At 74.2% G+C, this 25,647-nt stretch carries 21 protein-coding genes; 12 read left to right on the top strand and 9 right to left on the bottom strand.

Features of this window, described 5'->3' with window-relative positions; all coding sequences use genetic code 11:
• Positions 1 to 12: 12 nt before the first annotated feature.
• A complete protein-coding gene (locus RZ50_RS23670; RefSeq protein ID WP_196951638.1) occupies positions 13 to 189 on the bottom strand; it encodes a hypothetical protein in 177 nt (58 codons plus the stop codon).
• A gap of 266 nt (positions 190 to 455) precedes the next feature.
• Between RZ50_RS23670 and lxmK the strand changes: the two genes are divergently transcribed.
• From lxmK to RZ50_RS23690, 4 genes are all read left to right on the top strand, one after another.
• The gene (lxmK, locus tag RZ50_RS23675) at positions 456 to 1,637 is read left to right on the top strand and encodes a class V lanthionine synthetase subunit LxmK (RefSeq protein ID WP_196951637.1); all 1,182 of its coding nucleotides are present in this window, start codon (positions 456 to 458) and stop codon (positions 1,635 to 1,637) included.
• Positions 1,634 to 2,716, top strand: coding sequence for a T3SS effector HopA1 family protein (locus RZ50_RS23680; RefSeq protein ID WP_196951636.1), 1,083 nt, complete (start codon positions 1,634 to 1,636; stop codon positions 2,714 to 2,716). Before lxmK ends, RZ50_RS23680 begins: the two co-directional genes overlap by 4 nt.
• Before the next feature lie 5 nt (positions 2,717 to 2,721).
• Positions 2,722 to 3,732 carry an LLM class flavin-dependent oxidoreductase gene (locus RZ50_RS23685; protein WP_196951635.1) on the top strand — a complete coding sequence of 337 codons (1,011 nt, stop codon included), beginning with the start codon at positions 2,722 to 2,724 and terminating at the stop codon, positions 3,730 to 3,732.
• A 159-nt stretch (positions 3,733 to 3,891) separates the two neighbouring features.
• The gene (locus RZ50_RS23690) at positions 3,892 to 6,828 is read left to right on the top strand and encodes an AfsR/SARP family transcriptional regulator (protein ID WP_196951634.1); all 2,937 of its coding nucleotides are present in this window, start codon (positions 3,892 to 3,894) and stop codon (positions 6,826 to 6,828) included.
• 33 nt (positions 6,829 to 6,861) lie between these two features.
• Here the strand turns inward: RZ50_RS23690 and RZ50_RS23695 are convergent, their stop codons facing one another.
• The 3 genes from RZ50_RS23695 to RZ50_RS23705 all read right to left on the bottom strand — a co-directional run bounded on the left by RZ50_RS23695 (position 6,862) and on the right by RZ50_RS23705 (position 11,547).
• Positions 6,862 to 8,673 (bottom strand): serine/threonine-protein kinase, encoded by a 1,812-nt coding sequence (locus tag RZ50_RS23695; RefSeq protein ID WP_217680808.1) that lies wholly within the window; start codon positions 8,671 to 8,673, stop codon positions 6,862 to 6,864.
• 284 nt (positions 8,674 to 8,957) lie between these two features.
• A complete protein-coding gene (locus RZ50_RS23700; protein WP_196952807.1) occupies positions 8,958 to 9,860 on the bottom strand; it encodes a UTP--glucose-1-phosphate uridylyltransferase in 903 nt (300 codons plus the stop codon).
• Between the two features lie 193 nt (positions 9,861 to 10,053).
• A complete protein-coding gene (locus RZ50_RS23705) occupies positions 10,054 to 11,547 on the bottom strand; it encodes an MFS transporter (RefSeq protein WP_196952806.1) in 1,494 nt (497 codons plus the stop codon).
• A gap of 194 nt (positions 11,548 to 11,741) precedes the next feature.
• On the opposite strand from RZ50_RS23705, the gene RZ50_RS23710 reads away from it, so the two are divergent.
• Together RZ50_RS23710 and RZ50_RS23715 are read left to right on the top strand one after the other, a co-directional pair.
• Positions 11,742 to 12,113 carry a YciI family protein gene (locus RZ50_RS23710; protein WP_196952805.1) on the top strand — a complete coding sequence of 124 codons (372 nt, stop codon included), beginning with the start codon at positions 11,742 to 11,744 and terminating at the stop codon, positions 12,111 to 12,113.
• Positions 12,110 to 13,330, top strand: coding sequence for an RNA polymerase sigma factor (locus RZ50_RS23715; RefSeq protein WP_196952804.1), 1,221 nt, complete (start codon positions 12,110 to 12,112; stop codon positions 13,328 to 13,330). Before RZ50_RS23710 ends, RZ50_RS23715 begins: the two co-directional genes overlap by 4 nt.
• A gap of 17 nt (positions 13,331 to 13,347) precedes the next feature.
• On the opposite strand, the gene RZ50_RS23720 is transcribed toward RZ50_RS23715, so the two are convergent.
• The gene (locus tag RZ50_RS23720) at positions 13,348 to 14,331 is read right to left on the bottom strand and encodes an NAD(P)-dependent oxidoreductase (RefSeq protein ID WP_196952803.1); all 984 of its coding nucleotides are present in this window, start codon (positions 14,329 to 14,331) and stop codon (positions 13,348 to 13,350) included.
• Between the two features lie 223 nt (positions 14,332 to 14,554).
• Here RZ50_RS23720 and RZ50_RS23725 point away from each other — a divergent pair, with 223 nt between their 5' ends.
• The 3 genes from RZ50_RS23725 (at position 14,555) to RZ50_RS23735 (ending at position 17,123) form a co-directional block, all read left to right on the top strand.
• Entirely contained in the window at positions 14,555 to 15,568 is a 1,014-nt protein-coding gene (locus RZ50_RS23725) for a cytochrome c oxidase assembly protein (protein WP_217680961.1), read from the top strand.
• Between the two features lie 108 nt (positions 15,569 to 15,676).
• Positions 15,677 to 16,315 carry a YdcF family protein gene (locus tag RZ50_RS23730; protein ID WP_196952802.1) on the top strand — a complete coding sequence of 213 codons (639 nt, stop codon included), beginning with the start codon at positions 15,677 to 15,679 and terminating at the stop codon, positions 16,313 to 16,315.
• Positions 16,316 to 16,397: 82 nt separating this feature from the next.
• On the top strand, positions 16,398 to 17,123 hold the full coding sequence (locus tag RZ50_RS23735; RefSeq protein ID WP_196952801.1) for a hypothetical protein: 726 nt from the start codon (positions 16,398 to 16,400) through the stop codon (positions 17,121 to 17,123).
• 74 nt (positions 17,124 to 17,197) lie between these two features.
• On the opposite strand, the gene RZ50_RS23740 is transcribed toward RZ50_RS23735, so the two are convergent.
• Complete coding sequence (locus RZ50_RS23740; RefSeq protein ID WP_196952800.1) at positions 17,198 to 19,417, bottom strand: NADP-dependent isocitrate dehydrogenase; 2,220 nt, start codon at positions 19,415 to 19,417, stop codon at positions 17,198 to 17,200.
• A gap of 378 nt (positions 19,418 to 19,795) precedes the next feature.
• Here RZ50_RS23740 and RZ50_RS23745 point away from each other — a divergent pair, with 378 nt between their 5' ends.
• Both RZ50_RS23745 and RZ50_RS23750 read left to right on the top strand, forming a co-directional pair.
• A complete protein-coding gene (locus RZ50_RS23745; RefSeq protein ID WP_196952799.1) occupies positions 19,796 to 20,107 on the top strand; it encodes an SAV_915 family protein in 312 nt (103 codons plus the stop codon).
• Positions 20,104 to 20,451, top strand: coding sequence for a hypothetical protein (locus RZ50_RS23750; protein ID WP_196952798.1), 348 nt, complete (start codon positions 20,104 to 20,106; stop codon positions 20,449 to 20,451). Before RZ50_RS23745 ends, RZ50_RS23750 begins: the two co-directional genes overlap by 4 nt.
• Before the next feature lie 43 nt (positions 20,452 to 20,494).
• Here the strand turns inward: RZ50_RS23750 and RZ50_RS23755 are convergent, their stop codons facing one another.
• Both RZ50_RS23755 and RZ50_RS23760 read right to left on the bottom strand, forming a co-directional pair.
• Entirely contained in the window at positions 20,495 to 20,752 is a 258-nt protein-coding gene (locus RZ50_RS23755) for a hypothetical protein (protein ID WP_196952797.1), read from the bottom strand.
• Between the two features lie 71 nt (positions 20,753 to 20,823).
• Positions 20,824 to 21,681, bottom strand: a complete 858-nt coding sequence (locus tag RZ50_RS23760) for a DMT family transporter (protein ID WP_196952796.1) — start codon at positions 21,679 to 21,681, stop codon at positions 20,824 to 20,826.
• Between the two features lie 459 nt (positions 21,682 to 22,140).
• On the opposite strand from RZ50_RS23760, the gene RZ50_RS23765 reads away from it, so the two are divergent.
• Complete coding sequence (locus RZ50_RS23765; protein WP_256463758.1) at positions 22,141 to 23,802, top strand: APC family permease; 1,662 nt, start codon at positions 22,141 to 22,143, stop codon at positions 23,800 to 23,802.
• Positions 23,803 to 23,865: 63 nt separating this feature from the next.
• Here the strand turns inward: RZ50_RS23765 and RZ50_RS23770 are convergent, their stop codons facing one another.
• The gene (locus RZ50_RS23770; RefSeq protein ID WP_196952795.1) at positions 23,866 to 25,491 is read right to left on the bottom strand and encodes an FAD-dependent monooxygenase; all 1,626 of its coding nucleotides are present in this window, start codon (positions 25,489 to 25,491) and stop codon (positions 23,866 to 23,868) included.
• Positions 25,492 to 25,647 lie beyond the last annotated feature (156 nt).

The following is a 25,647-nucleotide window of genomic DNA, read 5'->3' on the forward strand; positions in this document are numbered from 1 at the left end:
TCTGTGAACAGATCAGAGCTGGGCGGTGATGGTGACCACGATCACGGAGATCGTCTCGGTCCACGGGGTGGCCGTGAGGATCGGGGTGGACTCCACCTCGGCCGCGACGCCGGTGCTGGCGAGCTCCGCGATCGCCGCGTTCGGAGTGGTGTAGGCGGCGTAGCCGCCCATCAGGTCAGCAGAACTCATGATCATCCTGTCGACTCGTCGGATTCGGGCTCGTATCGGGCCCGGGTCCGGACTCGGATTCGGGCTCGGGTCCGAACTCGGGTTCGGGTTCGGGTTCGGACTCGGATTCGGGCGAGGAGCGAACTCCTCGACCTCCTTGAGCAGATCAGCCTTTCGCCGTCAGTGCCCAGTAGCAGGAAAGTGGGGGCGTCCTACCCCTTGCCCCCTCGGACCTGACAGGTTCCTGCCCGTGGTCACCGCCGATCGGCATCCCTAGCGTGGCCGCCATGGCAGCGACAGTCTCGACCCCACCAGCAAGGCCGGCAGCCGACCGGGTCGGCCCCGACCGCACCCCGGGGCTCTTTGAGTACGCACCCGAAGTCCCGGTGGCACTGGCCGCGTTGGGCTTCGCCCCCCTGGACCCGGACAGTGTGGTGAGCCATCTCGGCCGCAACGACTCGTGGGCGGGGCGCACCACGGACGGCACCGGCGTCTTCATCAAACGGCTCGACGGCCAGGCTCCGGACGGAGCCGACCGCTACGACCGCTCCTGCGCCTTCGAGTCGGCCCGGGCCGGGGCCGGCGCACTCTCCTGGGAGTCGCCGGCGCTGCTCGGCGGCGATCGGAAGCGGTTGGTGCTGGTCTTCGACCTGCTGGTGGACGCCGTCACCGGGAACACCCTCGCCGACGACGGGGGCTTCGACACCGAACTCGCCCGGCGGGCCGGCCGGGCGCTCGCCGAGCTGCACGGCTTCCGGGCTGCCGACGTCCGACCGAAGCCCCGTTCCGGTACGAGCACCGGCCGCCGGCTGGCCGCGCTGACCGTGGCCGAGTACGCCGCCAGCAGCGGCGCCGAACTGGCCCTCTGGGGGCTGCTCCAGCAGGACCGCCGACTGCACGGCGCCCTACGGGAGTTGAACGCCCGATCGGCCGCCGCCGACCACCGTCCGGTCCACGGCGACTTGCGGCTGGACCAGTTCCTGCTCTGCGACGGCACGCTCCAGCTGACCGACTGGGAGGAGTTCCAGCTCGCCGATCCGGCGATCGACCTCGGCGGCTTCGTCGGGCAGTGGCTGTACCGTACGGCGAGCCGGATGTTCACCGGTGTCGACACCGACGAGGTCGCGACCGACCCCGACCCCGACCCCGGACTCACCGACGCCGACGGCGGCCACCCCGCCGACGCCCACGGCACCCTCATGCGCAGCGGAGAGCGCGAACTCGCCGCCGTCCTACCGGTGATCAGTGCCTTCTGGCAGGGCTACCGACAACACGCCGACCGCCTCGATCCCGAGCTCGCCGAGCGGGTGGTCGGGTACGCCGGCTGGCACCTCTTCGACCGCACCATGGCCACCGCCAGCGTCCAGCCCACGCTGAGCGCGGTTCAGCGCGGCATCGCCGGCGTGGGACGCGGGGCACTGCTCGCCCCGGACCGGTTCATCGAGGCGATCGGGCTGGTGGCGTCGTGACCCACCTGTCCGAGCAGCTCGCGGCCGCACTCACCGACATCGATCTCACCGAGTACCCGCAGGCCGTCACGGTGGACGGTCACCGCATCACCGCCGACTCACCGCGCGGCCTGCGGATCGCCCTGGGCACGGCGCTCTACGAGCAGTGGCACGCCGGCATCGACCGGGCGCGCCACGACCGGGCGCGCGCCGCCACTCGACTGCCCCGCCGTGACGTGGAGTTCGAACGGCGGCTGATATCGGCGACACCGCACTCGACGACGCTCGCCCCCGCCCGGCTGCGCACCGCCGTCCCGTCCGAGACCGGAGCCGGGGCCGGGGCCGGGGACGCCGCCGCGGAGTTCACGGTCGAGCTGAGCGGCGTGACGGTCCGCGTCCCGGCCTCCGCCGTCCGGAGCGACGGCCCGCGACCGGCGGACACGCCCGTGACCGTCGAGCTGCCCGCCGTCCGCCCCGCGGTGTCCCCCGGCTTCCTGCTGGTGGACGGGCCGTACGGCGGGCCGACCGAGGGCGAGTCGCTGCGGCGGCTCTACCTGCACGTCGAGGACCCCACCGCCGCGCCCGCGCTCTGGTCGGCGCTGCTCCGGGAGCTGGCCGCCCGCTCTCTGCGGTACCGGGCCAAGGTGCTCTCCCGGCCCTGGTCGTACCCGCGTCGCGACGCGGTCGTGCTCTACCTCCCCCAGGCCCACACCGGCGAGTTGGAGGCCCTGGCGGCGGCGCTGCGCGACCTGCCCGGCCTCGGCACGCGGACCTCGGTCTTCGCCCACGCCCTGGGGCCGGGCATCGCCACCGCCGACGAGCCCGGCGACACCAGGGCCGGGTGGCGCGGCCGGAGCTTCGGCCAGCACCGGGCGGCGGCGGTGGCCGAAGGAGTGCTCCGTCACGCGGCCGCCCCGAACGGCCCGAACACACCGGACGGCCCGGACGGCCCGAACACACCGGACGCCCCGGACGGCCCGGACGGCCCGGACGGCCCGGATCGGCAGGGCGGTCCCATCGCATCGGCGCTCGCCGCCTCGGTCGCCCGATCGCTGCGCGACGCGGCCGCCGACCCCACCGACCCGTCGCGCAACGGCTGAACGGCATGCGGATCTCCGTCCTCTTCCCGCACGCCCTCCGCGACCAGGCCGACCTCACCGCGCTGACGGCGCTGGCCTCGCTGGTGGGCGGCGGCGCGGCCGACCGGCTCTGGCTCGGGCAGTCCCTGACGGTGGAGAGCCACCAGGCGCTGGCCTGGCTGGCCGGCACCGGGCGGCGGATCCCGGTCGGTCTCTCGGTCACGCTGGCCGCCCTGCGGCACCCCTTCGAGGCGGCCGCCCAGGCCCGGTCCTTGGCCGTGCTCACCGGACACCGGCCGGTGATCGGCTACGGCGCGGGCGAGCCCTCTTTCGTCGGCGGCCTGCTGGGCGCCCCCTACGCCCGGCCGGCCGCGGCCGTCGCGGACTACGTCGGGGCCGTCCGCACGCTGTTGGACGACCAGCCGGTCGCGCCACTCGCGCCGGACCTGCCTTCCGCCGCGCCCCGGCTCCGGCTCCCTCACCGGGAGCACCCGCCGGCGGTCGAGCTGGGCGCGGGCGTCCTGCGGCCCGCCATGGCCCGTGCGGCCGGGCGGGTCGCGGACGTCGCGATCACCTGGATGACTCCACCCCGGTACCTGGCCGAGGTCCTCGTCCCCGCCCTGGCCGAAGGCGCGGCGGCGGCCCGGCCGGCGACCCCGCCGAAACCGGCGGCCCCGCCGAGAGTGGTGACCGTGGTGCACGCCGCCGTCGCCCGGCCGGACCGCCACCCGATGGTGCTGGCCCAGAACGGCGCCGGCCGGCACCTGCGCGCGCCGCACTACGCCGACATGCTCCGCCGCGCGGGCCTGCACCTGGACACCCGTGACCCGGTGGCCGGCGCCCGCGAACTCGTCGAGTCCGGTGTCTTCCTCTACGGCTCGCCCGAGGTGCTGGCGACCGAGCTCGCCGCCTACGGAAAGGCGGGAGTCGACGAGGTGGTGTTGAACCCCGCCGGCGTGGTGCTGACCCACGGGTGGAACGCCGCGCTGACCGACCTCACCGAACTCCTCACCCACGTGGCACCGCGGATCGGCTGAGGCGCCCGCCCCACCGCGACGTGGGCCCGGCTCACCGGCCGACCACGCGTCGTCAGGAGCCCCGTGCCGCCCGCGCCGCCGGGCACGGGGCTCCTGACCAGGGGTGATGCGGTCGGTATCATGCGCCCGGGGGGTTTTGCGGGCGGAGGGGGACGGCCGGTGGGCGGGTTGCGGTTCGCGGTGCTGGGGCCGGTGCGGGGGTGGCGGGACGGCGGCGAGCTCGCCCTCGGGTCACCGCAGCAGCGGAGCCTGCTGCTCTCGCTGCTGCTGAGGGCCAACCACCCCGTGTCGACCGGCCGGCTCGTCGACGACCTGTGGGGCGAGGAGCCGCCCGCCAGGTCGACCGCCGTGGTCCGGACGTACGTCCACCGCCTGCGCCGCGTCCTCGGGCCCGCCGCACTGGCCTCGGTCGGCGGCGGCTACCTGCTCGCCGTGGACCCCGGCGGGCTGGACACCCACCGCTGCGAGGAGCTCGTCGGCCAGGCGAAGGAGTTCCGCGGCGCCGGGGAGCACGCCCAGGCCGCGGCCACGCTCCGCTCGGTGCTGGCCCTCTGGCAGGGCGAGCCGATGTCCGGGCTCTCCGGCCCCTACGTCGAGCGGCAGCGCGGCGAGTGGACCGAACGCCGGGTGACCGTCCTGGAGTCGTGTCTGGAGGCCGAGGTCGAGGCCGGACCGTCCGGTGAGGTCGTCGCCGAACTGACCGCGGTCGCGGCCGAACACCCGCTCCGGGAACGGTTCTCCGAACTGCTGATGCTCGCCCTCTACCGGACCGGCCGGCAGTCCGAGGCCCTGAACGTGTACCGCGCGGCGGACCGGCGGCTGCGGGCGCAGCTCGGCGTCGCCGCCGGGCCCGGCCTGCGCGAGCTGCAGCGCCGGATCCTGACCGCCGACCCCGCCCTCGTGGCGCCCGCGCCGCCCCGGCCGTTCACCGCCGCGGCCCGCCCGCCGTACCGGACACCGGTGCGCCCGACCCAGGTCCCGGCCGACCTCGCCGACTTCACCGGCCGCGAGGCGCAGACCGCGGCGCTGCGGACCGCCCTGCTCGCCCCCCGCACCGTGCCCGTGGCCACCGTGTCGGGCCTGGGCGGCGTGGGCAAGACGGCCCTGGCCGTCCATGTCGCGCACGGGCTGGCCGCCGACTTCCCCGACGGCCAGCTCTACCTCGACCTGCACGGGGCCGACGGCCGCCCGACCCGGCCGGAGGAGGCGCTGGGCGCCTTCCTCCGCTCCCTCGGTGTGCCGGCGGACGGGCTGGCCCCCGGGCTCGCCGAACGCTCCGCCCAGTTCCGCTCGCTGCTCTCCGGCCGACGCGTGCTGGTGGTCCTCGACAACGCCCGGGACGCCGAACAGATCAGGCCGCTGCTGCCCGGCAGGCCCGGCTGCGCCGTGCTCGTCACCAGCCGGGCGAGGCTCGGGTCGCTTCCCAACGCGCACGTCGTCGAGCTGCCCGCCTTCGCCCCGGAGGAGGCCCTCGGCCTGCTCGGCCAGGTGGTCGGCGGGCAGCGGCTGCGGGCCGAGGCGGACACGGCCAGGGAGCTCGTCCGGCTCTGCGGCCACCTCCCGCTGGCCGTGCGCATCCTCGCCGCCCGCCTCGCCTGCCGGCCGGGCTGGACCATGGCCCGGCTGCTCGACAAGCTGTCCGAGAACCGTCGCCGGCTGGACGTGCTGCGCACCGGGGACCTCGACGTCGAATCGGCTTTCCGCTTCGGCTACGACCAGCTGACGCCCGAACAGGCCCGCGCCTTCCGGCTGTTGGCCGTGCCGGAGGTGCCCGATCTGTCGCCGGGCGCGGTCGCGGCGGTGCTCGGCCTGCCCGGGCACGAGGCCGAGGAACTGGCCGAGTCGCTGGTCGACTGCTCGATGCTGGAGACCACACCGCCGGACCGCTACCGGTACCACGACCTGCTGCGCGCCTTCGCCCAACGGCTCGTCCCCGAGACGGAGGCGGAGGAGGACCGCCCGGCCGCCGTCCTCACCCGCCTGGCGCTCCTCCACCACGCCGAGACCGTCGCGGCCCTCGGCCCGTCCGCCACCCGTGCCGCCCTGCCCGGCACCGGTGCGCCGCACGCTCCCGACTCCCGCGCGGCGGCCCGCGGTCGCGCCGAGTACCAGGGGATCGGCGCGCTGGTCGGCCAGTACGCCGGGCTCCCCGAACCGACCCGGCTCGATCTGGTGGCCGAACTGCTGCTCGGATGCAGCCTGTTGTGCGAGACCGGCCAGGCCACCCGGCCGCTGGGGCACGCGGCGAAGGTCCTGCTCCAAGCCGCCCTCCGACTGGGCGACCGAACCGCCGAGGCCAGGGCCCGACTGGTGCTCGGACGGCTGCTGACCGAGGTCGGCTCCGAACCGGCGGCCCTCGCCGAGCTGCTCAGGTCCCGGGACCTGTGCGCCGCCCACGACCTGCCGGGGCCGCTGCTCGCTCTGGCCCACGCCTCCCTGGCCGCCCTGTTCGTCCAGGTCGGCCGGCCGGGCGACGCGGTCGACGGCTTCACGGCGGCGATCTCGGTCTGGGAGCGGCTCGGCGACCGGCGCTCGGTCGCGGGTGAACTGCTCAACCTGGCGGGCGCGTTCACCGAACTCGGCCGGTTCGAGGCGGCGGTCCGCGTCGTCGACCAGTCCCTGCTGATCTGCCACCGGCTCGGCGACCACGGGCTCCAGGCGCTCGCGCTCGACTCGCTGGGGACGATCGCCCACGATCGCGGCGAGTTCGAGCAGGCCCTGCGCCACCACCGCGACGCCCTCGCCCTGCTGCGGCCGGACGACCGGCGCCGGACGGGCCGTACACTCCTGCGGCTCACCGAGTCGCTGCGCGCCGTCGGCCGCACCGACGAGGCGGTGGAGGCGGCCGACCGGGCGGTCGAGGTGCTGACGCTCGACGGCGACCGCCGGGGGCGGGGGCTGGCCCTGGCGGCGCTCGGCGACGCGCTCGCCGAGCGCGACCCCACCGAGGACGCGGCCCGGGCCTGCCGCTCCGAGGCCTACGACATCCTGGCCGCCATCGGCTCCCCCGAAGCCGACCGGCTGCACGCCCTGATCGGCCCCGGCCGGCCCGCCGACCGGCCCCGTCGGCAGTGGCCGTCCTGGCTGCCCGCGTGACCCCGGGGTCCGTTCGGCCGCCGCTGCGACGGCTCAGGAGAACGTCCACACCTGGCCCTCCGCGTCCGAGCAGGCCGCCACCCTCACGAAGTAGCCGGGTCCGTCGGACGTCAGGCACTGCTTGGTGGCGTGGTTGACGACCTGGTAGCCGTCCGGATCCGGCACGAGGGACCAGACCTGGTTGTCGCGGTACGGCGGGCCCGTCCAGATCTGCACGATCCCGGTGGGCTCGTCCAGGTCCAGCACCCTGGTGAAGTTGGTGGCGCCGCTTTGCAGGAGGTAGTTCCCCTCGGAGACCTTCAACAGCCCCCACGTCTGCGCCATCGAGCCGTTGACGGGGTAGGTGGCGACCCGGTTGCCGTTCCTGTCCGCGGAGAGGTAGTCGTCCAGCACCGCGCCACGGCTGGTGATCTGCGCGCGGGTGGGCAGCTGCGGCTTCGGCTGAGGCTGCGGTGTGGGCTGCGGGGGCTGGGTCGGCGTCGCGGGCGCCGTCGGCGTGGCGGTTTCGCGGGGCGCGGGCTGGGCCGGAGGGGCGGCGGTCGGCGCGGGCGGGGCGGGGTTCTGGACGGCGGGGTTCTGGACGGCGGGAGGCGTGGCGGGAGTCTGCGCGGGCGCGACTGGGGCCGGGGCGGGCGCATCGGGCCGCACGGGCGCGGCGGAGGTCCGGCCGGCGACCGGCTCGGGCGTGGCACCGGGCGTGGGGCTCTCGCCCGCTCCCGGTCCGGCGGACGGCGTCGGAAGCGCCGCCGGGGCGGACTCCTGGGCGGCGAGCGGGCGGGCGACCTCCACCGGCGGGGGCGCCCCGGGCCCCGCGCGATAGGTCGTCGGCTCGGCCACGACGACGACGGCGCCATCGGGCGCGTCGTCCCGGCCGGACCGGATCGCCATCGCTCCGTCGGCCCCGACCACGCAGAGCATCGCCAGCACCGTCACGCCGACCAGTGCGCGCAGGCGGAGCCCGGCCCTCGGTGAGCGTCCGGCGACCGGCCGGGGCCGGACCGGGGCCCGCGGCGCCTCCCCCTCCGCCGAGGCGAGAGCGCCCCGCACCGCCGCGGCCATCGTCGCCGCGTCGGGCCAGCGCTCGCCGGGCTCCTTGGCCATCGCCCGCTCGACCAGCGCCCACACCGGCGCGGGCACGTCCTCGGGAAGCGGCGGCGCGGGCTCCGTCAGGTGCTTGAGGATCACCTCCAGGGCGGTCTCCCCGTCGAAGGGCAGCCTCCCGGCGAGGCACTCGTAGAGGACCACGCCGAGCGCGTAGAGGTCCGCCGAGGCGGTGACCGCGCCGGTGGAGGCCTGTTCCGGCGCCTGGTAGGCGGCGGTGCCGAGCACCATCCCCGGTACGGTCAGCCGGGCGTCGCAGCCGGGCCGGGCGATGCCGAAGTCCGCGATCACCGTCCGGTCGCCGCGGACCATCAGGTTGGCCGGTTTGATGTCCCGGTGGACCACTCCGGACTCGTGAGCGGCCTCCAGCGCCTCCAGCACCTGGAGCGCCATCCGGAGGGTCTCCTCCACCGGCAGGGCCCCGCGGCGCTCCAGCACGGCGCTCAGCGGCTCCCCGTCGATCAGTTCCATGACCAGGTAGCCGACCGAGTGCCGCCCGTCCGCAGCGCCGTGCCCGTAGTCGTACACGCCGACGATGCCCGGGTGCCGCAGCTGCGCCATGACCCTGGCCTCGGCGTGGAAGCGCTCGGCGAAGCCCGACTCCTCCAGCAGGGCCGGCTTCACCACCTTGACCGCCACCCGGCGGCCCAGGACCTCGTCCTCCGCGAGCCACACGTCGCCCATCGACCCGCCGCCCAGCCAGTCCACCAGCCGGTAGCGGTCGGCGAGCACGGTGCCACGCATGGTTCCCCCTGAATCAGGCCCGAGGACCGGAGCGAATCCGGGAAGCGGCCCGGATTCCTGGGCGCGCCCTGGTCCGGGGCGCCCTCCGAGGATCATGACACCGGCAAATAACTACTGACTCGTCATCATATGAACCACGCCCGACTCAAGCCATTCCCGCCCCGCCGTCTCCCCCGCCCCGCCCTCGGCCGCCGGCGAACGGCGGGCGAACGGCGCCGCCCGCCACGACAGCGGGAGGCGTGTCGCGGCGGGCGGTTCGTCGGCGTGGAGCGGCGATCCTCGCGCTAGTCGGTCGGGGCGAGTTCGGCGGCGAGCCGGCGCAGTTCGGGCCCGTAGTCGGGGTTGGCGAGGGCGGCGGCGAACTGGGCGCGCAGGTAGGCGGCGGGGTTGCCGGTGTCGTACCAGGTGCCGTCGATGACCTGGCCGTAGACGGCGCGGCGGGCGGCGTAGGCGTTGATGGCGTCGGTCAGGTAGACCTCGTCCTCGGGCTTCTCGTGCCAGCGGCGGGTGAGTTCACGCAGTTCGTCGACGATGCCGGGGGTGATGACGTACCCGCCGATGGCGGCGTACGCGGAGGGCGCGTCGACCGGCTTGGGCTTCTCGACCAGGCCGGTGATCCGCAGCGAGCCGCCGCCGAGGTCCTCCTTCACCACCGGGACGCCGTAGCGGTAGGAGTCCTCGGGCGCCATCGGCATCAGTGCGAGTACCGGCGCGTTGGTCTGCTCGTACGCCCTGATCAGCTGCTGCGCGCGGGGCACCTCGGCGACGTACACGTCGTCCGGCCAGAGCACCAGGCAGGGCTCGTCGCCGAAGTGCCGGGCGGCGTTGAGCACCGGGGTGCCGTTGCCGTACGGGCCGTGCTGGTACAGGTAGCTGATGTGCCCCTTGCGGGACAGCTCCCCCACCTCCTCGACCGCGTCCGCGAAGGCCGTCTTGCCGTCCCGCCGCAGCTGCTCGACCAGCACCGGGTTGGGCCGGAAGTGCTCCTGGATCAGGCCCTTGTCGCCGTTGACGACGATGGTGATGTCGGTGATGCCGCTGTCGATCAGCTCACGGACGGTGTGCTCGATCACCGGCTTGTCGCCGACCGGCAGCATCTCCTTCGGGGTGGCCTTGGTCAGCGGCAGGAGGCGGGAGCCGAGCCCGGCGGCGGGGATGACGGCTCGGCGGATGGTCCTGGGGGCCATGTGATGCCCTCTCATCTCAGCGTTGCTGCGCCGCAGTTGGTCGGCACGGTGACGACGCTACCAAGGTTCGCGGCGCGACCGACCGACGCGGCGGGTTGGACATTCTCCGTACGAAGAGCCTCCACCCGACGGACATCTCCGCACACCCGGACGCCGCCCCGCACCCGGACCGCACCCGGACCGCACCCTGCCCCTACGAGTGCACCGTCTCCCGCAGGGCCTCCGGCTCGGGCCGCTCCGCCGGACGCAGGGCCAGGGTGAGCACGGCCAGCCCGGCGAAGAGCAGCGCGGCGATCAGGCCGGTGACGTGCACCCCGGCCGTGAACGCCGCCCGCGCGGTGCGCAGCAGTTCGGCGCCCTGCGCGGCGGGCAGGTGCCGGGCGGCCTCGACCGCGCCCGCCAGCGAGTCGGAGCCGCCGCCCGTCCGGTCGCGGTAGACGGCGGCGGCCACCGTGCCGAGCAGCGCGAAGCCGAGCGTGCCGCCGAAGTAGTTTCCGGTCTCCGACATCGACGCCGCCGAGCCCGCCCGCTCCGGCGGCACCGAGCCGAGGACCAGCCCGGTGCCCAGGGCGAACAGCGGACCGGTGCCCAGCGCGAGCACCGTGATGCCGGTCATCACCAGCGGCAGCGAGCCCGCGCCGTCGGCTCCGACGCCGACCAGCAGCAGGGCGCCGACCGCCGAGCAGGCCAGGCCGCCCGCGATAGCGGTGCCCGCCGCCATCCGGCGGGCCAGCCGGGGCGCGGCCATGGTGCCGGCCGCCACGCCCAGGCCCATCGGGGCGAACAGCACGGCGGAGGCGAACGGCGAGTGGCCCAGCACGCTCTGCAGGTACTGGGTCACCAGCAGGCCCGTCCCGGCCATCGCGACCCCGGCGAGCACCAGCGCGACCAGGACGGCCGTGAACAGGCGGCCGCGCAACAGCCGCAGATCCAGCAGCGGCTGCTCCATGCGCAGTTGGCGGCGGACGAACAGGTACCCGAGGCCGGTGCCGGCGAGCAGCGCGAGCACCGGGACCAGCGGCGCTCCCCCGACGGGCAGCTCCTTGACGCCGTACAGCACCAGCAGCACCGCCACCAGTGACAGCCCGACGCCGGCCGGGTCCAGCCGCCCGGCCGCCTCGCTGCGGAACTCCGGCAACAGGAAGGGCCCGGCGAGCAGCAGCACCGCCATCGCCGGGACGGCGGCCAGGAACACCGACCCCCACCAGAAGTGCTGGAGCAGGAACCCGGCCAGGACGGGCCCGAGCGCGCCTCCCGCGAACTGGCAGGTCGCCCAGACGGCGATGGCCTGCCCGCGCTGCTTCCCGTCCGGGAACATGGTGGTGATCAGCGCGAGCGTGGACGGCGCCAGCGTCGCGCCCGCGACGCCCAGCAGGGCCCGCGCCACGATCAGCATCAGCGGGTCCACGGCGAAGGCGGCGACCACCGACAGCACCGCGAAGGCGGCCGCTCCGGTCAGCAGCAGGCGTCGGCGGCCGATCCGGTCGCCGAGCGTGCCCATGGTGATCACCAGGCCCGCCACCATCAGCCCGTAGCTGTCGCTGATCCACAGCTGCTGGACGCCGCTCGCGCCGAGGTCCGCGCTCAGCCTCGGCAGGGCGAGCATCAGTGCCGTCAGGTCCATCGCGACCAGCAGCGTCGGCAGCGTCAGGAGGGCCAGTCCCAGCCGTGCCCGGTTGACTCGCATCTCGGAAACTCCCTGTCTCGTCGAGCCTTGTACCGGGCGGTCGGAGCGGCCGGAGACTTCTTGACATCGGTGGCCGGTGTGACGGACGAGAACTCGTGGGAAATTGCTCGCGGAGGGACGTCAAGACGGCGCGGTCGGCTCCGACCGGAGGTCGAAGGGCCCCGCCGGGACCCGCGCACGAGGAGGAGTACACGATGAAGTTCCTGATCAGCCTGCACATCAACCCGGCCGTGCTGGACGCGCTGACGGACGAGGAGAAGGCCGCGATCGGCACCGGGCACGGCCGGTTCATCGAGGACCTGAAATCCTCCGGCGAGCTGATCATCACCCAGGCGCTGGTCGACCCGTCGCAGGCCGCCGTGGTGACGGTGCGCAACGGCCAGCCGGCCGTGACCGACGGCCCGTTCCTGGAGGCCAAGGAGTTCCTGGGCGGCTTCTACCTGATCGACTGCGAGGACCGGGAGCGGGCGATCGAGCTCGCGGCCCGGATCCCGGACGCCGCGATCGAGGGTCTGGGCGTCGAGGTGCGCCAGGTGATGTTCTCCGACGGACACTTGGACGCATGACAGCGACAGCACCGGGCTTCGAGGACCTGCTGCGTGACCTCACGCCGCAGGTCCTCGGCACGTTGGTACGGCGGTACGGCCGGTTCGAGGGCTGCGAGGACGCCGTCCAGGAGGCCGTCCTCGCCGCCACCGTGCAGTGGCCCCGGGAGGGCGTGCCGGACAACCCGCGCGGCTGGCTGGCGACGGTCGCCTCCCGTCGGCTGGTCGACCAGATCCGCAGCGACCACGCCCGCCGGGAACGCGAGTCGGCCACGACGGCCGCCGAGGTGGTGCCCGAGGACGTCCCGGACACCGACGACACCCTGCTGCTGCTGTTCCTGTGCTGCCATCCGGCGCTGACAGCCGCCTCCCAGACCGCCCTCACCCTGCGTGCGGTGGGCGGCCTCACCACGGCCGAGATCGCCCGCGCCTTCCTGGTGCCGGAGGCCACCATGGCGGCCCGGATCAGCCGGGCCAAGCAGCGGATCCGGGCGGCCGGCAGCGCGTTCACCCTCCCCGAGGGCGCGGAGCGCGAGGAACGGCTGCGGGTCGTCCTGCACGTGCTCTACCTGATCTTCAACGAGGGCTACACGGCCTCCTCCGGCAGCGAGCTGGACCGGGCCGACCTCGCCCGCGAGGCGATCCGGCTGGCCCGGACGGTGCACGCCCAGCTCCCCGAGGACGGCGAGGTGACCGGCCTGCTGGCGCTGATGCTGCTCACCCACGCCCGCCGGGCGGCCCGGACCACCGCCTCGGGCGACCTGGTGCCGCTGGCCGAACAGGACCGCACGGCCTGGGACGGCGCGCTGCTCGCCGAGGGCACCAGGCTGGCCAGGACGGCGCTGGCCGGTCCCGCGCTGGGCCCGTACCAGCTACAGGCCGCCATCGCCGCCACGCACGCCGACGCCGCCACCGCCGAGGAGACCGACTGGGCGCAGGTGCACGCCCTCTACCTGATCCTGGAGCGGATCGCGCCCAACCCGATGGTCACCCTCAACCGCGCCATCGCCCTCGCGGAGGTGGCCGGCCCGCGGGCCGGTCTCGACCTGCTCGCCCGCCTGGACGAGGACCAGCGGATGGCCGGGCACCACCGCCTGCTCTCCGTCCGCGCCCACCTGCTGGAGCGCACCGGCGACACCGCCGGGGCGTACGAGCACTACCGCCGTGCCACCAGGGCCACCGCGAGCCTCGCCGAGCAGCGCCACCTCCAGGCCCGCGCGGCCCGGCTGCGACCCTAGCCGTACGGATCGGGCCGTCAGCCGCCGAGCCCGAGCACCGACCGGTACCAGGGTGCCGCCTCCGCGAGGCGGGCCAGCGGGCCGGGGCCGGGCGGGCAGTCGGCGAGGCGCCAGATCTCCTCGCTGCGGTACCAGTGGTCGCGGGCGACCATGGCGAACTGGCGCTCGGAGACCCGCCCGGGGGCGGCGGCGAGCGCACGGCGGCACTCCTCCCAGGTCAGCGCCGGGCCGCCCGGGGCGGGCAACAGGCCGAGGCCGGCCAGGGCGTCGAGCAGCTCGCCGCTGCGGACCGGCTCGGGGTGGGAGGCGTGGTGGACGGCCGGCGCCGCGGCGTGCCCGTCCAGGGCGAGCGCGGTGATCAGCCGCGCCAGGTCCGCGCGGTCGACCAGGGAGAGCCGGGGCCTGCCGCCCTCCCAGCGGCCCGGCACCCGTCGGGCCAGCTCGGCCAGGGCGGGCACCACCCAGCGGTCGCCCGGCCCGGTGACCAGACCTGGGCGCAGCACCAGGGCGCCCGCCGCCAGGGCGTGGCGCTCGCCGAGCAGCCTGGTCCGGCTGGCCTCGGAGCACGGCGCGCACGGCACGCCGTCCACGGCGATCCCGGTGTGCGGGCCCTCGCCGTACACGGCCGTGGTCGACAGGTGGACGATCCGGCGGACTCCGGCCCGGGCGGCCGCCGCCATCACCGCCGCCGTGCCCCGGTCGTTCACCGCCGCGCACTCCTCGGCCGGGCCGCCGACCCGGGAGGCCAGGTGGAGCAGCACCTCGGCGCCCGCGCAGAGCTCCTCCAGCGCCTCGGGGGCCGCCGGGTCGGCGAGGTCGCCGCGCACCGCCGTGAGGTCGCCGCCGAGGTCGCCGTCGACGGCGGGCCGCGTACGGCGCACCAGCACCCGCACCCGTGCGTCCCGGGCCGCGAGGGCCGTCAACACCGCGGAGCCGATGAAGCCGGTCGCCCCGGTGAGCGCGACGGTGGTCCGCACCGCGGGCCGTGGTGCCGCTGCCATGACTGCTCTTCCTCCCTGCCGGCCGGTCGGTCAGTCCGAACCGGCCGGTCAGTCTAGCCAGCGGGCGCCCCGGCGGACGGACACCCGTACGGAGGGGGTGGGGGCACCCGCCGAGGTAAGGCCCACCTAGGCTGTATGCCAAGCAAAACGGGCGAAGCGGACCCGCACCAGGGACCACGAGGACGGAAAGCAGGACCCGCCGATGGGCGACGGAATGTCAGGAATGCACCACCACGGCGGGATGGCCCCACTGGGCCCGTTCACCCTCTCCAACGTGTGGACCTGGTCCCCCGACTGGGTGTTCCTGCTCGGCGGCCTCGTCGCCCTGGGCCTGTACCTGGCGGGCGTGGTCCGGCTGTACCGGCGCGGCGACCGCTGGCCGATCGGCCGGATCGTCGGCTGGGTGACCGGCATCGGCAGCCTGCTGCTGGTCACCTGCTCCGGGCTGAACGACTACGGCATGGTGCTGTTCAGCGCGCACATGATCCAGCACATGGTGCTGTCCATGCTGACGCCGATCCTCCTGCTGCTCGGCGCCCCGATCACGCTGTCGCTGCGCGCGCTGCGCCCGGCGGGCAAGGGCCGTCCTCGCGGGCCGCGCGAGCTGCTGGTGGCGCTGCTGCACAGCCGGTACGTCAAGGTGATCTCGCACCCGGCGTTCACCATCCCGATGTTCATCGCGAGCCTGTACGGGGTCTACTTCACCCCGCTGTTCGACACCCTGATGCAGTACCGCCTCGGGCACATCTTCATGATGGTCCACTTCCTCTTCACCGGTCTGACCTTCTTCTGGCCGATCATGGGCGTGGACCCGGGCCCGCACCGCCCCGGCCACGTGATGCGGATCATCGAGCTCTTCATGGGGATGCCGTTCCACGCCTTCTTCGGCGTGGCGGTGATGATGGCCAGCCACCCGCTGGTCAACACCTTCACCGTCCAGGGCGCGCCACCCGGGACGGACCTGCTGGAGGACCAGAAGCTGGCCGGCGGCATCACCTGGGCGTTCGGAGAGATCCCGACGGCGATCGTGCTGATCGCGCTGGTCTACCAGTGGATGGGCTCCGAACAGCGGCAGGCGGCCCGCCGTGACCGCGCCGAGGAGCGCTCGGGCGACGCCGAGCTGGCGGCGTACAACGCCTACCTGGCCTCGCTGCACAAGCGCGACCGGCGACCGGGCTCCCCTGCGGCTCCGGCTGCCCCGGCGACTCCCGCGGCTCCGGCGGCCGACGCGGGCTGAGCCCGCCGGCCGAGACCGTGAGAACCCCCGTTCCGCCCGCGGAACGGGGGTTCTCGGCATCTCCGGCCCCTTCCGGAACGGTCGTTCCGTCGGACTCGTTCGAAGGTCATGCACGCCCTGTTCCTCGTCCCGGTGCTGCTCGTCGGGTACGTCCTGCTCTGGCTGCTCGGCTTCCTCGGCTGCGCGCTGGTCCAGCGCCGCCGGCCGGTGCCCGCCGGGTCGGACTACCTGGTGGTCCTGGGCGCCGCGCTGGACGGCTGCGAGCCCGCGCCGCCCCTGGCGGCCCGGCTGGACGCGGCGCTGGAACGTTTCGCCGCCGAGCAGGCCGCCGGACACGCCCCACTGCTGCTGGTGACCGGCGGCAAGGGCCCGCACGAGCGGTGCACCGAGGCCGCCGCGATGGCCCGCTACCTGATCGCCCGGGGCGTCCCGGCCGAGCGGATCCGGCGCGAGGAGCGGGCCGTGAACACCGTCGAGAACCTGCGCTTCAGCGCCGCCCTGATGGCCGCCGAGCACCCCGGCTACCGCTGCACGGTGGTCACCAGCGGCTTCCACTCCGTCCGCTCCGCTCTGGCCGCCCACCGGGCCGGCGCCCCCGGCCGGGTGCTCGGCGCGGACGGACTGCTCGCGCACGGCCCGTACGCCCTGCTGCGCGAGGCGATCGGCACCGCGCTCGCCCTGCCGCGCGCCAACGGCGCCGCCCTGCTGGTGCTCACCGGGACCGGGATGGTGCTCGGTCTGGCCTGAACGGGCCATTGGATCATGACGCCGCCACCGTCAGTATGAGAACCGACCCGGGGAACGGAACCGAGCGCGGAGGGGGCGGCCGTTGACAAGGGCGAAGTCGAGGCAGTGGAGCGAATTCCAGCGGACCGGCGCCGCGATCAGCGCGGTCGCCTTCGCGACCGCGGTGGTGGTGGCCGGCCGGTCGGCCCTGGCCTGGGCGCTGGACGACCCGGCCTGGCTCGGCTCCACCCCCTGGGTGGTCGGCCTGGCGCTGCTGGTGGGCGTGCTCGGCCTGCTGCCGCTGCGGTACGACCTGGCCCTGGGCCCCACCCTGATGGTGTACGCCCTCTTCGCGGTGCCGGCCGTCGTCGGCACCGCGGCGACCACGGGTGCCGTCCAGGACATCCGTCAGTGGCTGCGCACCGACGAGCAGGTGACGGTCACCCTCAGCGGCTGCCACCACTCGGGCCGCAGGACGGCCGTGGTCAACGACACCCCGGTGGCGGGCGACCTCTACACCTGCACCTACTCCTGGTCGGCAGGCGGCCGGAGCCGGTCCCAGGTGCGGGAGACCGAACAGAACCACAGGAGCGGCTACGAGACCAGGATGTGGGCGGACCGGTCGAGTGGTGAGCTCGCCGAGCACGACATCGTCCGCACGGCCTTCCTCGTCTTCCTCGCCGGCGGCGTCGACCTGACGGCCCTGGTCTTCGGCGGCTTCACCACCTACCTGGCGCACGACTCCCGGCTGTTCCGCTGGGCCGAGCGGGAGGACGCCGGCGACCTCGACGCCGAGGACTTCGACACCGACGACTTCGAGACGGCCTGACCTGACACGAGGGGAGGCCCCCGGATCCGCGATCACGGACCCGGGGGCCTCCCGGTGGCTCGACCCGGCTGCTGTCAGCCGAGGTTGGCGAGCGCCTCGTTGAAGGTCTTCGACGGGCGCATCACGGCCGCGGCCTTGGCCGGGTCCGGCTGGTAGTAGCCGCCGAGGTCGACCGCCGAACCCTGGACGGCGATCAGCTCGTCCACGATGGCCGTCTCCTGCTCGGTCAGCGCCTTGGCCAGGCCCTGGAACGCCTGGGCCAGCTCGGCGTCGGCGGTCTGCTTGGCCAGCTCCTGGGCCCAGTAGGTGGCCAGGTAGAAGTGGCTGCCGCGGTTGTCGATGCCACCGAGGCGGCGGCTCGGCGACTTGTCCTCGTTGAGGAAGGTGCCGGTGGCGCGGTCCAGGGTGTCGGCCAGCACCTGGGCGCGGGCGTTGCCGGTGGTGGTGGCCAGGTGCTCGAAGCTGGCGGCCAGCGCGAAGAACTCGCCCAGGCTGTCCCAGCGCAGGTAGTTCTCCTTGACCAGCTGCTGGACGTGCTTCGGGGCGGAGCCGCCGGCGCCGGTCTCGAACAGGCCGCCGCCCGCCATCAGCGGGACGACCGACAGCATCTTGGCGCTGGTGCCCAGCTCCAGGATCGGGAACAGGTCGGTCAGGTAGTCACGCAGCACGTTGCCGGTCACCGAGATGGTGTTCTCGCCGCGGCGGATGCGCTCCAGCGAGAACTTGGTGGCCTCGACCGGGGACTTGATCTCGATCTGCAGGCCGGTCGTGTCGTGCTCCGGCAGGTAGGTCCTGACCTTCTCGATCAGCACGGCGTCGTGGGCGCGGCTCTCGTCCAGCCAGAACACCGCCGGGTCGCCGGTGGCGCGGGCGCGGGTGACGGCCAGCTTGACCCAGTCCTGGATCGGCAGGTCCTTGGTCTGGCAGGCGCGGAAGATGTCGCCCGGCTGCACGGCCTGCTCCAGCACCACGTTGCCCTCGGCGTCGACCAGGCGGACGGTGCCGGCCGCCTCGATCTCGAAGGTCTTGTCGTGGGAACCGTACTCCTCGGCCTTCTGGGCCATCAGGCCGACGTTCGGGACCGAGCCGATGGTGGCCGGGTCCAGGGCGCCGTTGGCGCGGCAGTCGTCGATGACGGCCTGGTACACGCCGGCGTAGCTGTGGTCCGGCAGCACGGCGAGGGTGTCGGCCTCCTGACCGTCCGGGCCCCACATGTGGCCGGAGGTGCGGATCATGGCCGGCATCGAGGCGTCGACGATGACGTCGCTCGGCACGTGCAGGTTGGTGATGCCCTTGTCGGAGTCGACCATGGCCAGGGCCGGGCCCTCGGCCAGCTCGGCGTCGAAGGAGGCCTTGATCTCGGCGCCGTTCGACAGCTTGTCGAGGCCGGCGAGGATGCCGCCGAGGCCGTTGTTCGGGTTCAGACCGGCGGCGGCCAGCGCCTCGCCGTACGCGGCGAAGGTCTTCGGGAAGAAGGTGCGGACGACGTGGCCGAAGATGATCGGGTCGGAGACCTTCATCATGGTGGCCTTGAGGTGCACCGAGAACAGCACGCCCTCGGCCTTGGCACGGGCGACCTGGGCGGCCAGGAACTCGTTCAGGGCGGCGGCGCGCATCACCGAGGCGTCGACGACCTCGCCGGCCAGCACCGGGACCTTCTCACGCAGCACGGTGGTGGTGCCGTCCTGGCCGACCAGCTCGATGCGCAGGGCGCCGTCGGCGGCGATCACGGCGGACTTCTCGGTGCTCGCGAAGTCGTTCTCGCCCATGGTGGCGACGTTGGTCTTGGACTCGGCGGTCCAGGCGCCCATGCGGTGCGGGTGGGTCTTGGCGTAGTTCTTGACCGACTGCGGGGCGCGGCGGTCCGAGTTGCCCTCGCGCAGGACCGGGTTGACGGCGCTGCCCTTGATCTTGTCGTAGCGGGCGCGGACGTCCTTGTCCTCGTCGGTCTGCGGGTCGTCCGGGTAGTCCGGCAGGGCGTAGCCCTGGGCCTGCAGCTCGGCGATGGCGGCCTTCAGCTGCGGCACGGAGGCCGAGATGTTCGGCAGCTTGATGATGTTGGCGCTCGGGGTCTTGGCGAGGTCGCCCAGCTCGGCCAGGGCGTCGCCGATCCGCTGGGCCTCGGTCAGACGCTCCGGGAAGCTGGCGATAATGCGCCCGGCCAGGGAGATGTCACGGGTCTCCACCCGCACGCCCGCCGTCGAGGCGTACGCCTGGACCACCGGCAGGAACGAGTAGGTCGCCAGGGCCGGAGCCTCGTCGGTGTGCGTATAGATGATGGTCGAGTCAGTCATCGGTACTCCGCTTCACGTCTCCAACGTCTTGACGTCAAGATATCTCGTCCCGAGCCCTTATCTCCACCTCCCCCCGCCCCGGAGCGCGCGCCGGTCGGATCAGGGGGGCGCGGTCCCGGCCGAGACGGCGTCCGGGTCCACCGTGGTCCCCGGACGGGCGGGAGGCAAGCCGGGCGCCCACCGGCCCGTTCGGACCGCACGGATCGCGCGGCCGGGGAACTGGTATAGGCCACTTGGGTGAGTCGGGCGTCAGGGGTGCGTCAACGCACCACCGCATTCGGTCAACGCCGCGTCAGGACCGGCTCCGCCCGGGGCGAGCGGACCTAGCGTCGAGGGAGCAGTTCCGGCAGGCCCACCACCCCACTCGGGAGCATCCGCATGGCCCGCTTCGTCTGGCACGTTCCGGTCACCACCACCAGCACCGGAAGCACCACCGCCCTCCGCCTGTTCCGCTTGCGCGACGGCCGCCGGTGCGCGGTCGGATTCTCCAGCCCCGGGGCCCTCGCCGCCCTCCTCGGACCGGACCAGGCCTACACCGAGCTCGGCGAGCCCGCCCTGCGCGGCCTCACCGCCCCGCTCGGGGTCGACACCCTGGTCCTGGACCCACGGCTGGTCGCCCCGCCCGTCGGCTCCCCCACCGCGCCGCCCGCTCAGGCCCCGACCCCGACCGCACAGCTCCAGCACCGGTGAGCGCCCCGCTCCAGCTGGTCCCGGGCGGCCCCGATCCGGAGCCCCTCCATCCGTCCCGTCCCGCCCACCCCGGCCGAGCCCGGCCCCTGCACGCGATCGCCCGGATCAGCCACGGGCCCGTCCCGCTCGACTTCGACCGCCTCGCGGCCGAGCACCCCGCGATCCAGAGCGGCCTCGCCCTCGCCGGGGACGCCGACCTGGAGCTCCGGCTCGCCTGCACCGGCCCGGAGGAGCTGCGAACCGTCACCGCCGCACTGCACCGCGCGGGCGCGGCACGGATCCGCATCGACCTCGTCCTGCGCGCCCTGACCCCCGCCCCCGTCACCCTGCGGCCGGTGCCCTGAGCCGACGCCGACACCAGTTCCGGAAGAGCCGGGCTCAGCGCCCTCAGTCCTCCTCACCGGGGCGCGGGTCCGGGTTGATCGCCTGCGCGTCGATGGGTTCGCCCCAGGCGTCCTCGCCCTCCGCGTCGACGCAGTAGCCGCTGCCCTCGACGTGGCCGCCCGCGGCGCGGCACTGCTCAGCGGTGACGTCGCGCCGCCCGGACGCCCCTTCCGCGGACGCGGCGGAGCCGACCGGGGCGGCGGCGAGCAACAGGACGGTCGCGGCGGTGACGGCCGCTCGGGCCGGAAATGTGCTGTTCATGCGGCCCACCACAGCACGGCGGCGCCACCCGGGCGAGCACAGCGCGCCCGCCCGGGTGCACGCCCCGCGCCCTACGCCCGCGCCAGCGCCGCGATCGCGGCCAGCAGCAGCGCCGAGCCCGCCACCAGCCCCGCCGTGAACGGCTCGCCGAGGAACAGCACCCCGATCAGCGCGGCCGTCGCCGGCTCCAGCAGCACCAGCACCGAGGCGGTGGTGCCCGGGACGGCGGTCAGCCCGCTGAAGTACCAGCGGTACGCCAGCAACGTGGGCACCGTCCCGAGGAAGAGCAGTGCTCCCCCGGTCAGCGCCGGGTCCCCGGCCGTCGGCAGCACGCCCTGGACCGCCGCGAACGGCAGCAGGCAGAGCAGTCCGGTCGCGAAGGCGCCGGTACTGGCCCGGGCCGAGCCGCCCCCGCGCGCCCACAGGGTCAGGCCGCTCTGGCCGGCTCCCGCGAGCACCGCGAGGCCGACGCCCAGCGCCGGGCGCGGTCCGGCGGCCGGCGCCGCGACCAGCAGCGCGAGCCCGGCCAGCGCCAGCACGACGGCGGACACCGCGCGGCGGGTGAGCCGCTCGCCGAGCAGCAGGTGCCCGCCGAGGCTGGTGAACACCGGCCCGGCGCCGATGGTGATCAGGGTGCCCAGCCCCAGGCCCGCGTACTGCACGGAGCCGAAGTAGGCGCACTGGCTGACGGCCAGGCCGAGCCCGGTCAGTACGGCCGCGCCCCGGCGGGTGCCGCCCCGGTCGGCCGTGGGCAGCAGCGCCAGGCACAGCGCCGCGACGCCGAAGCGCCAGCAGGAGACGGCCACCGGGCCGAGCCCGCTGGTGCGCAGCAGCAGCGCGGCCACGGCCCCGCCCACGCCCCAGGCGACGGCGGCGGCGGAAATGGACAACAGGCCGTGCCGGAAGGGCACGGCGGCAGATGAGGTCATGCGTCGGGACTCCACGATGAGGTGCCGGTTCGGATCCGCGGAATGCGCGGGCGGCAGTCATCGCCCCGGCGACGAGCGGGCGGTCCCGCTCGGCCGGGTCGGGTGGAGTTCGCCGCCCGCTAGCGGGCCGGCGGCGGGAGGATCACGAAACGCATGGAGCCAGCCTACGCCCGAGTGCGTCGGCATGGCTATGCGATAAAGGTCATCCCTATTACCACACGGATGGCCCATATCATCGGATCCGGATAGCGCGCCTCAATTTCCGCTCAAATACTGGACACACCCCGCCGATCGCGTAACGAGCCCGCATTAAGACCGCCCCCTACCTGCACGGACATCCGGTAAAGAACGTAAACATTCAGTAATGAAATCTGTGCAGACCTCTATGAATAGACCTACTGTGTGGCAACTCTCCGCGCTCCGCCCACCTCGGAGCCCCCACCCACAGAGAGATCGTTCATGGCTTCCCTCAACCAGATCTCGCCGCCCGACCAGGGCACCGGCTCCTCATCCGGGACCACCCAGCGGTCGCTGCGCCGCCACGTCGGCCTCGTCGGCCTCATGTGGGCCTCGGTCGGGTCGATCATCGGCTCCGGCTGGCTGTTCGGCGCGAAGGAGGGCGTCGTGGCGGCCGGGCCGGCCGCCGTCCTGTCCTGGGGCGTCGGCACGGTCGCGATCGTGCTGCTGGCACTCGTGCACGCCGAACTCGGCAGCATGTTCCCGGTCTCGGGCGGCACCGCGCGCTACCCGCACTACGCCTTCGGCGGTCTGGCGGGCATGTCCTTCGGCTGGTTCTCCTGGCTCCAGGCGGCCACCGTCGCGCCGATCGAGGTCGAGGCGATGATCGGCTACGCCCGGCACTGGCCCTGGGCGGGTGGCCTGCTCAACGACAACAACACCCTCACCGCCAGCGGTTTCGCCGTGGCCACCGTGCTCATGGCGGTGTTCGTCGCCGTCAACTTCCTCGGTGTGCGCGTCCTCGCCCGCACCAACAACATCGCCACCTGGCTGAAGATCTTCGTCCCGCTGTTCACCATCTTCGTGCTGGCCGTGACCAACTTCCACGGCTCCAACTTCACCTCGCACGGCTTCGCGCCGTTCGGCGCCAAGGGCGTGCTCGCGGCGATCAGCACCAGCGGCATCATCTTCGCCCTGCTCGGCTTCGAGCAGGCCATCCAGCTCGCCGGTGAGAGCCGCAACCCCAAGCGCGACATCCCCCGCGCCGTGCTCGGTTCCGTCGCCATCGGCGCCGTGATCTACACCCTGCTCCAGATCGTCTTCATCGGCGCCCTGCCGGTCAGCGCCTTCGCCAACGGCTGGGACAAGCTCGACTTCCCCGGCATCGACGGCCCCTTCGCGGGTCTCGCCACCGTGGTCGGCCTCGGCTGGCTGGCCTGGGTGCTGTACGCCGACGCCGTGATCTCCCCCGGCGGCAGCGGCCTGATCTACACCACCTCGACCTCGCGCATCTCCTACGGCCTGAGCCGCAACGGCTACGCCCCGCAGAGGTTCGAGGAGCTGGACAAGAACGGCGTGCCGTGGTTCGGCCTGGTCATCGCCTTCGTCACCGGCGTGATCTGCTTCCTGCCCTTCCCGAGCTGGCAGGAGCTGGTCGGCTTCATCACCTCCGCCAGCGTGCTGATGTACGCCGGCGCCCCGCTGGCCTTCGGGGCGATGCGCCGCCGGCTGCCCGGACAGGAGCGCCCCTACCGGCTGCCGGCGGGCGGTCTGATCTCCCCGGCCGCGTTCGTGGTCTCCAGCCTGATCATCTACTGGTCGGGCTGGCACACCCTCTCCCGCCTGGGCATCGCGATCGTGCTCGGCTACGTCCTGCTGGGGAGCTACGCCGCGTACGCGATCAGGAAGGGCCTGCCGAACGCGCCCCGGCTCAGCTGGAAGTCCGCCCAGTGGCTGCCGCCCTACCTGGTGGGCCTCGGCGTGATCTCCTGGCAGGGCGGCTTCGGCGACGGCACCGGCCGGATCCCGATGTGGTGGGACATGGCCCTGGTCGCGGTGTTCTCGCTGTTCATCTACTACTGGGCGATCCGGGTGGCACTGCCGGCCGAGGCGATCGAGCAGGAGATCGCGGACGTCGAGGTGGTCGACGAGGGCGGCCACTGACCGACCCCGCACACACCAGGACGGGCCCGCCGGCCGTGCGACCGGCGGGCCCGTCCGCGTGCGTCAGAGGCTGAGCACCGCCCGCAGGACGGCCTCGGCCTCGGCCTCCGGGTCCGGGGCGGGGCCGGGCGAGCGCCAGGCGACGAAGCCGTCGGGGCGCACCAGCACCGCGCCGTCCGGCCCGATGCCGTGCAGGGCGGCGAAGTCCGTACCCGGCTCGGGGGCCAGGTCGTCCTCGGCGCCCTCGCCGATCCGGTACGCGTCCAGCGGCACGGCCAGCCGGTCGGCCGCCCGCCGGGCGCCGTCCTGCCAGGCCCCGCCGCCGGGGCCGGTGAGCAGCACCATCGCCTGTTCGTACAGGTCGAGCGTGGACAGCCGCACGCCCGCCCGCAGCAGCCACTGGTGCGGGGCGCGGCTGCCGGGCTCGCCGGCCGACTCGAACTTCTCCGGGACGACCGCGCCGGACGGGTCGGCGCCGAGCACCGCGCCCCGCGGGTAGCGGTAGCCGAGCGCCACCGCCAGCACGCCCGCCTGCCGGCCCGCGCCCGGGACGACCGCGTAGCCGGGGTGGCTGTGCTCGGCGGATCGGGCCGAGGCCCGCTCGCTGGTGACCTGGGCGACCGGGCGGCGCTCCTGCCCGTACGTCTCCAGCAGGCCGGGGCCGGCCCAGCCGCACAGGACGGCGGCGATCTTCCAGGCCAGGTTGTGGGCGTCCTGGATGCCGGTGTTGGAGCCGAAGGCGCCGGTCGGGGACATCTCGTGGGCGGAGTCCCCGGCGAGCAGGACCCGCCCCGCGCCGTAGCGCTCGGCGACCCGCTCGGCGGCGTGCCACGGCGCCCGGCCGGTCACCTCGACGTCCAGGTCGGGCATGCCGACGGCGGCGCGGATGTGCCGCGCGCAGCGCTCGTCGGTGAAGGCCTCCAGCGGCTCGCCGTGCTCGGGGTGCCAGGGCGCGTGGAAGACCCACTCCTCCTGGTTGTCCACCGGCAGCAGCGCGCCGTCCGCCTCGGGGCTGGTCAGGTAGCAGGCGATGAAGTGCCGGTCGCCGACCACCTCGGCCAGCCGCTTGGCGCGGAAGGTGATGCTGACGTTGTGGAACAGCTCGCCCTTGCCGGTCTGGCCGATGCCCAGGCGCTCGCGGACCGGGCTGCGCGGACCGTCCGCGGCGACGAGGTACTGCGAGCGCACGACCCGCTGCTCGCCGGTCTCCCGGCTGCGCAGCACCGAGGTGACGCCCCCGGCGTCCTGCTCGAAGGAGACCAGCTCGGTGCTGAAGCGGACGTCTCCGCCGAGCCCGCGGGCCGCCCGCAGCAGCACCGGCTCCAGGTCGTTCTGGCTGCACAGGCACCATGAGCTGGGGCTGAACCGGGCCAGCGTCCCGCCCGGGTCGATCTCCCGGAACAGCCACTCCTGCTCCTCACCGGTCAGCGAGGGTGCCTGCAGGATGCCGTGGTTGGGGGCGAGCACCGACGCCGCCTCGCGGATCGCCGGCTCGATCCCGGCCACCCGGTACAGCTCCATCGTGCGGATGTTGTTGCCTCGCCCGCGCGGGTGATGCGAGGTGTCGGCGTGCTTCTCGACCAGCAGGTGCCGGACACCCAGCCGGCCCAGGAAGAGCGATGCCGACAACCCGACCAGGGAGCCGCCCACGATCAGGACCGGCACCCGGTCGTCAACCTTCGGATTCATCAATTGCTCCACCCTGTAAGGGGATTCCGCGGCCCGGCGACTGGACTCGGCGCCGCCCTCGACGGGCCCGCTCAGCCGGGGGCCCCGCTCTTCCATCCCCCGCCCGAAGGGGGCTGTGCCGCCCCTTCCCCCGGATGGCCCGCAAATCTCGCGCCG

Origin of the sequence: Kitasatospora sp. SUK 42 (assembly GCF_015776785.2) — a bacterium.
Taxonomy (GTDB): Bacteria; Actinomycetota; Actinomycetes; order Streptomycetales; family Streptomycetaceae; genus Kitasatospora.